The organism is Allostella sp., assembly GCF_041913585.1.
Lineage (GTDB): Bacteria > Pseudomonadota > Alphaproteobacteria > ATCC43930 > Allostellaceae > Allostella.
In genome coordinates, this window is the sequence record NZ_JAYSFE010000191.1 from 1 (window position 1) to 6,132 (window position 6,132).

The window sequence follows — 6,132 nt, forward strand, 5'->3', positions numbered from 1 at the left end:
TCTAGCGGCAGCCGCCATCGCGGGTCTAACGACGTTTCCGCTGACCGGGGGATTTCTCCATGCGGCCGAAGCGCCGGGCTGGTATGGCCGGGTCGACCTCGGATGGGAGGCCGGCGCCGACGCCACGTTCCGCGACTGGAACTGCGCCGGCACCGACCCGGCGGCGGTGCCGCTCTACGGCTGCCTCGCCCGCGCCGACGGCGGCTACGGCTCGTCGCCGGCGCTGTCCGGCGGCATCGGCTACCGCATCGACGAACATTTCCGCGTCGACCTGACGCTCGGCTGGCGGCCGCAGTTCCGGTTCTCGGGCGACGCCAACTTCCCGGTGACGGGGGGGCAGGCGGTGCGGGGCGACGTCTCGACCCTGACCGGCATGGTCACGGGCTACCTCGACCTGGCGCCGCTCCTGCCCGTCGACCTCGGACCGTTCGAGCCGTTCGTCGGCGCCGGTATCGGCGTCTCGCGCAACCGGCTCGACGGCACCACCCTCTCGTTCCCGAACATCCCGCAGATCGTCACCACCCCGGGCGGCACCTGGACCGGCTTCGCCTGGACCGCGACCGCGGGAACCGCGATCCGTCTCGCTCCGAACCTGGCACTCGAGATCGCCTACCGCTACACCGACTTCGGGCGGGTGGAGACGGATCGCGGCGACGCGACCCGCTATCGCATCAGCGGCACCGTGCCGCTGCCGATCGACGGCACCCGCAGCGACCTCGCCAGCCACGGCATCGCGATCGGGTTGCGCTATGGCTTCTGACCCCGTCGAACGACCGCCGCCGGCCGGCGGCCGGACGGCCGGGGTCAATCCGATCGTCGCCCCCGAATACGACTTTCCGCTGTTTGCGGACCGGCCGCGGCCGTACGTCATCGCCGAGAGCCCGCGCTCGGGCAGCCAGCTCCTTGCCGACCTGCTGTGGCGCACCGGCCGGATGGGTTCGCCCGGCGAGTATCTGAACGCCCAGTACACGATCCCGGCCCTGCTGCAGCGCTTCGGGGTCGGGCCGCTCGAGGCGCCGGGCGGCATGGAGGCCTATCTGCGCGCGCTCGCCCGGCACCGGACCTCGCCCAACGGCGTATTCGGCCTCAAGACCCACTTCATCCAGCTTCGCCCCCATGTCGAGGACCGCTCGGTGCGCCGCCTGCTGCGCCGGAGCCGCTTCGTCTGGCTGCGCCGGCGCGACGTCCTCGGCCAGGCGATCTCCTACCTCGTCGCCCTGCGCTCCGGGCGCTGGCGCCAGCTGCGCGGCGCCGCCCGCCGGCCCCACCATTCCGAGTTCTCGGCCCGCACCATCGACCGGGCGATCGCGACCGTCGCCGGCGACGACCGCCTGTGGGAGGTCGCGTTCGACGCCAACGGCGTTACGCCGCTGGTCGTCTGGTACGAGGACCTCGTCGCCGACCCGGATCCGCCGTGCCGGGCGATCTGCGCCATGATGGGGGTCGAGCCGCCGCAGCCGTTCCGGCTGGCCGATTCGCCGCTCGAACGGCAGGCGGACCCGGTGAAGGCGGAATGGCGCGCACGCTTCCGCGACCAGCTCGGCTGGGTCCGTCCCGATCCTACCCCGGCTTCCAGGGCAGAACCCGCAGCTCCGGCCAGCGCGCCTGCCAGCGCGCCGCCTTCGCCCGATAGACCGCCTCGCTGACGAGGCGGCGGTTGGGACGGACCGTCAGGCCGAACAGGTCGTCCATCCCGAACGGCGCGATGCATTCGAGACCGCGATCCGACCGCCGCACGGCGATCGCGGTCGCGGTCGTCGGGTAGGTGGCGACGGCCTCGGCCGTCGAACGGTAGGGGGCGATGGCGCGGCCGAACCGTGCCGGATACCAGAGATGGACGCGGGCCTGGTTCTTGACGTCGAGCCGGAGCGTCAGGTCGGCGAAGCGGTCGCGGGCCCGCGCCTCGGCCGCCCGCTCGCCGTCCGCCGACAGGTCGCCGGCGTCATGATAGACGATGTCGACATCGGCGATGCCGTGGCCGTCGGGGCGTCCCGTCGCCTGGTTCCAGGCGGTCTGGGCGACGGCACCGGCGACGATCCAGGCATCGGGCAGGCCGAGCGCCGGGAGGTCCGCCAGCAGCCGCACCAGCAGGGGCGATCCGGCGACCGCGCGCTCGAGCCGGATCATCGGGCGTGGGTCATCGCGCGTCCATCATCGGTCGGCCGCCCTCAGGCGCGCGGGCGCGCGACGACCAGGAACAGGCCGCCGACCACGGCCGCGATGCCGGCGATCAGGTAGAGCATGGTGCCCTCGGTGAAGCGCCCGGTCAGCGACTCGACGACTTGGTCGACGGGCGCGTTCGCGGCCCGCCACGCGAACACCAGGAGCAATGCGCCGACGACCAGGAGGACGACCCCGAAGATGCTGCGCGACTGCATGGCCCTGGCCTCCGTTGCGATGGTTCCGGGCGGAACGACCGGCGAGGCGCCCGGTTCCCCGCCGGCGCATGCCGGGCATCCGGGGCGGCGGATGGCGCTGCAATTGGTCCTGATTTTTTCTTCCGGACGTCCTATATAAGGCTGTTGGCTCGCCTCGCACGCGGTGGACCCGTCGCCTGCGACGGACCGATCGATGCCGGCCGACTTCTGGTTTTGCGTCGCGCGGCATCGCGCCAACCTCGTTTCCCCGCGCCGCCATCGTGCGCCGCCCGGATGGGTTTCGTCCACGTCCTCAGGAGGGTTCGTGTCCAAGGAAGATCTGATCACGTTCGAGGGCGTCGTCCTCGAAATGCTGCCCGAGTTCCGGTTCCGGGTTCGGCTCGACAGCGGCCACGAGATCATGGCCTACACCGGCGGGAAGATGCGCAAGCACCGCATCCGCATCCTGGCCGGCGACCGCGTCACGGTCGAGATGACCCCCTATGACCTGACCAAGGGGCGGATCACCTTCCGCCACAAGGACGAGCGCGCGCCGGTCGTGTCGGCGGCGCCCCGCCGACCCCAGTTCCAGCGCCGGCGCTGACCGTCCGGCCGCGGCCGATCGGCGCCGGCGGGCGCCGGTGCGCGTCAGCCGCGCGGGACGGGTAGGCGGGGGATCGGCCGGCCGGGGCGGATTTCGGGCTTCGGCAGCCCGCCCGCCTCCGCTCTCAGCCACTCCAGGAGATCGCGAACCGGGCCGCGGCGCTGGGCGCCCTGCCGGCAGACGAACCAGTGCGCCCAGTCGTAGGGGACGCTGAAGGCGAACGGAGCGGCGAGACGCCCGGCGGCGAGATCGGCCTCGGCGAGCGCGGTCCGGGCCAGCACGATCCCCTGGCCGGCGACGGCGGCGTCCAGCGCCATCGAGCTGTCGAGAAACTCCGGGCCCCAGCGGTATTCCCGTTCGCCCAGGCCCGCCGGCACCAGCCAGTCGAACCAGTCGGTTCCGAAATCCCGCAGCAGCAGTTCGCCGGACAGGTCCTCCGGCGAATGCAGGCGCGCGGCGATGTCGGGCCGCGCCATCGGCGTCAGTTCCTCGGTCATCAGGATTTCGGAATGGAGGCCCGGATAGGGACCGGTTCCCGTCCGGACGGCGCAGTCGACGGTCCCGCCGGCGAGGTCGACCGGCACCATCCCCGTCAGGATGCGCAGCCGCAAGGCCGGATGGCGCGCCGACAGCCGTCCCAGGCGCGGCCCCAGCCATTTGTGGGCGAAGCTCGCAAGGCAGGAGATGGCGACGTCCTGCGTCTCGCCGGGGTGGCGCGCCGCCTCGGTCGCTCCGGCGATGATGTCGAAGCCGCGCCGGAGGGCGTCGGCATAGGCCGCGCCGGCCTCGGTGAGGTCGAGCCCGCGGTTGCGGCGTCGGAACAGGGGGCGCCCCAGCCAGTCCTCCAGCACCCGGACCTGCTGGCTGATCGCGCCCTGCGAGACATGCAGTTCCTCGGCCGCGCGGGTGAAGCTCAGGTGCCGGGCCGCCGCCTCGAAGGCACGGGCGGCGTTGAGCGGCGGCAGCCGTGCCATGGCGCGCCCTCGCATCAGCAATTCTGATCCGAACCGCACTATTCCTGGTTTGTCGCCGCGCGGCAAGGCGGGCATCTCCCGGGTCCACCTTCCGGCCCGAGAGAGGCTGCCGCCATGCCCGCACCGCTGCTCTTCCTCCTGACCGTCGCCATCTGGGGCACGACCTGGATCGCCGTGAAGATGCAGGCGACCGCCGTCGCGCCGGAACTCTCCGTCGCCTACCGCTTCCTGGCGGCGTCGGCGATCCTCCTCGCCTGGATGGCGTGGCGCCGGAAGCGACTGCGCTGGCCGGCGGCGGCGCACCTGCGCATGGCGGCGCAGGGCGCCTGCCTCTTCGGCCTCAACTACATCCCGGTCTACTGGGCCAGCCGGTACCTCACGAGCGGACTGGTCGCGCTCGCCTTCTCGACCGCGGTCGTCTTCGGCATCCTGTTCGGCGTCGTCGCCGATCGCCGCCCGATCGAGGCGCGGCTCGCGGTCGGGGCGGCGCTCGGCCTGGCCGGGCTGGCGCTGTTCTTCCGGGACGAGCTCGCCGCGCTCTCCCTCGCCGGCGAGACCTCGCTCGCCATCCTCGCCGTCGTGGCCGGGGCGGCCGTCGCCGCGGCCGGGATGGTCCTCGGCAGCGTCAACCAGAAGGCCGGCCTGCCGGTCCTGCCGCTCAGCGCCTTCGGGATGCTCTATGGCGGCCTGCTTTCGGCCGGCTGGGCGGCGGCGTCGGGCCGCGGCCTCGCCTGGGATCCGTCGCCGGCCTTCGCGATCTCGCTCGCCTATCTCGTGCTGGTCGGATCGATCGCCGGCTTCTGGTGCTTCCTGACGCTCGTCGGGCGGATCGGCCCGCAGCGGGCCGGCTATGTCCCGGTGCTGTTCCCGGTCGTCGCGCTGGCGATCTCGACCGTGTTCGAGGGCTATGCCTGGGACTGGTCGGGCGTCGCCGGTGCCGTCCTGGTGGTGGCGGGCAATCTCGTCGTCATGCTGCCGCGCGCTGGAAAAGTGCCCCCGAGGGGGATATGGTCCCGATTGCTAACAATCGGCGGAATCGGCCGTGTGCAATGGGCGGGCCCAGCCTGCCCCGGGAGGAGACGAGAATGACCTGGAAGCGTTTCTTCGGCGCCGCCGCGGCGGCGGCCGCCCTGGTGCTGTCCGCGCAGGCGTCGGCACAGACCATCACGCTGAGCGGGGCGTCGCAGTTCAACGACGACCATGCCTTCACCAAGGCGCTGGTCCGTTTCGAAGAGCTGGTCAAGCAGTATTACGGGAAGCCGATCGAGTTCAAGCTGCACAAGAACAGCGAACTCGGCCTCGAGAAGCAGTACTTCGAGTACATGGCGCAAGGGAAGGCGGTCGACTACGCCATCGTCTCGCCGGCGCACATGTCGACCTTCTCGCGGGCGGCGCCCTTCATCGACGCGCCGTTCCTGTTCCGCGATCTCGACCACTGGAACAAGGTGCTGGACGCCGACCTGCTGAAGCCGGTCGCCGACGAGATCGCCCAGAAGGCCGACGTCATGCTGATCGGCTATGCCGGCGGCGGCGTGCGCAACATCTTCGTCAACAAGCCGGTCAAGAACCTGGCCGAGATGAAGGGGCTCAAGGTCCGCGTCCAGGGCGCGCCGATCTGGAGCCGCACCTTCGCCGCGATCGGCCTGTCGCCGACCGTGATCGCCTACAACGAGGTCTACAACGCCATCCAGAACGGCGTCATCAGCGCCGGCGAGAACGAGGCGGCAGGCGTCGAGCAGATGAAGTTCTTCGAGGTCGCGCCGCACCTCTCGATGACGCAGCACGCCATCACCATCCGGCCCATCTGCTTCTCAGCCAAGACCTTCAAGAAGCTGGCGCCGGACCTGCAGGCGGCGATCCTGAAGGCCGGCAAGGAGGCGGGCGCCTACGGCCGCCAGATCGAATCGTCGGAGGACTCGGCCAAGCTCGACGCGCTCGAGAAGGCCGGCAAGCTGAAGCGCGTGCCCTTCGCCGACCGCGATCAGATGAAGAAGCTGGTCGACCCGGTGATGGCCGCCTACGCCAAGGACATCGGCGTCGACGCGCTCTACCAGAAGATCAACGCGGTCCAGTGACGGACCGGCACGGGGGCGGCCGGCTGCGGCCGGCCGCCCCCGTGCCGCCATCGCCAAACCGAGCGCCCCAACTTCGGGGGACATGGCGGGACCGGTGCCCCCGGCCGCTGGCGCGCGCTGAC

8 protein-coding genes are annotated in these 6,132 nt (G+C 71.5%); 5 read left to right on the forward strand and 3 right to left on the reverse strand.

The genetic code is table 11. The features are described 5' to 3' along the window. Both ACE3Q3_RS22370 and ACE3Q3_RS22375 read left to right on the forward strand, forming a co-directional pair. A partial coding sequence (locus ACE3Q3_RS22370; RefSeq protein WP_374449736.1) for an outer membrane protein occupies positions 1-760 on the forward strand: 760 nt, incomplete at its 5' end. Beyond that, on the forward strand, positions 750-1,646 hold the full coding sequence (locus tag ACE3Q3_RS22375; RefSeq protein WP_374449737.1) for a Stf0 family sulfotransferase: 897 nt from the start codon (positions 750-752) through the stop codon (positions 1,644-1,646). The genes ACE3Q3_RS22370 and ACE3Q3_RS22375, both read left to right, overlap by 11 nt. Here the strand turns inward: ACE3Q3_RS22375 and ACE3Q3_RS22380 are convergent. Together ACE3Q3_RS22380 and ACE3Q3_RS22385 are read right to left on the reverse strand one after the other, a co-directional pair. Then, positions 1,561-2,127, reverse strand: a complete 567-nt coding sequence (locus ACE3Q3_RS22380; protein WP_374449739.1) for a nucleotidyltransferase family protein — start codon at positions 2,125-2,127, stop codon at positions 1,561-1,563. The two genes, ACE3Q3_RS22375 and ACE3Q3_RS22380, sit on opposite strands and share 86 nt — an antisense overlap. Positions 2,128-2,168: 41 nt before the next feature. After that, the gene (locus ACE3Q3_RS22385) at positions 2,169-2,378 is read right to left on the reverse strand and encodes a DUF3185 family protein (RefSeq protein ID WP_374449741.1); all 210 of its coding nucleotides are present in this window, start codon (positions 2,376-2,378) and stop codon (positions 2,169-2,171) included. Between the two features lie 304 nt (positions 2,379-2,682). Between ACE3Q3_RS22385 and infA the strand changes: the two genes are divergently transcribed. Continuing rightward, positions 2,683-2,961, forward strand: a complete 279-nt coding sequence (infA, locus tag ACE3Q3_RS22390) for a translation initiation factor IF-1 (RefSeq protein WP_374449743.1) — start codon at positions 2,683-2,685, stop codon at positions 2,959-2,961. 44 nt (positions 2,962-3,005) lie between these two features. On the opposite strand, the gene gcvA is transcribed toward infA, so the two are convergent. Beyond that, positions 3,006-3,935 carry a transcriptional regulator GcvA gene (gcvA, locus tag ACE3Q3_RS22395; protein WP_374449745.1) on the reverse strand — a complete coding sequence of 310 codons (930 nt, stop codon included), beginning with the start codon at positions 3,933-3,935 and terminating at the stop codon, positions 3,006-3,008. A 114-nt stretch (positions 3,936-4,049) separates the two neighbouring features. On the opposite strand from gcvA, the gene ACE3Q3_RS22400 reads away from it, so the two are divergent. Together ACE3Q3_RS22400 and ACE3Q3_RS22405 are read left to right on the forward strand one after the other, a co-directional pair. After that, on the forward strand, positions 4,050-5,024 hold the full coding sequence (locus ACE3Q3_RS22400) for a DMT family transporter (RefSeq protein ID WP_374449747.1): 975 nt from the start codon (positions 4,050-4,052) through the stop codon (positions 5,022-5,024). Beyond that, entirely contained in the window at positions 5,021-6,010 is a 990-nt protein-coding gene (locus ACE3Q3_RS22405; RefSeq protein WP_374449749.1) for a TRAP transporter substrate-binding protein, read from the forward strand. Before ACE3Q3_RS22400 ends, ACE3Q3_RS22405 begins: the two co-directional genes overlap by 4 nt. Positions 6,011-6,132 lie beyond the last annotated feature (122 nt).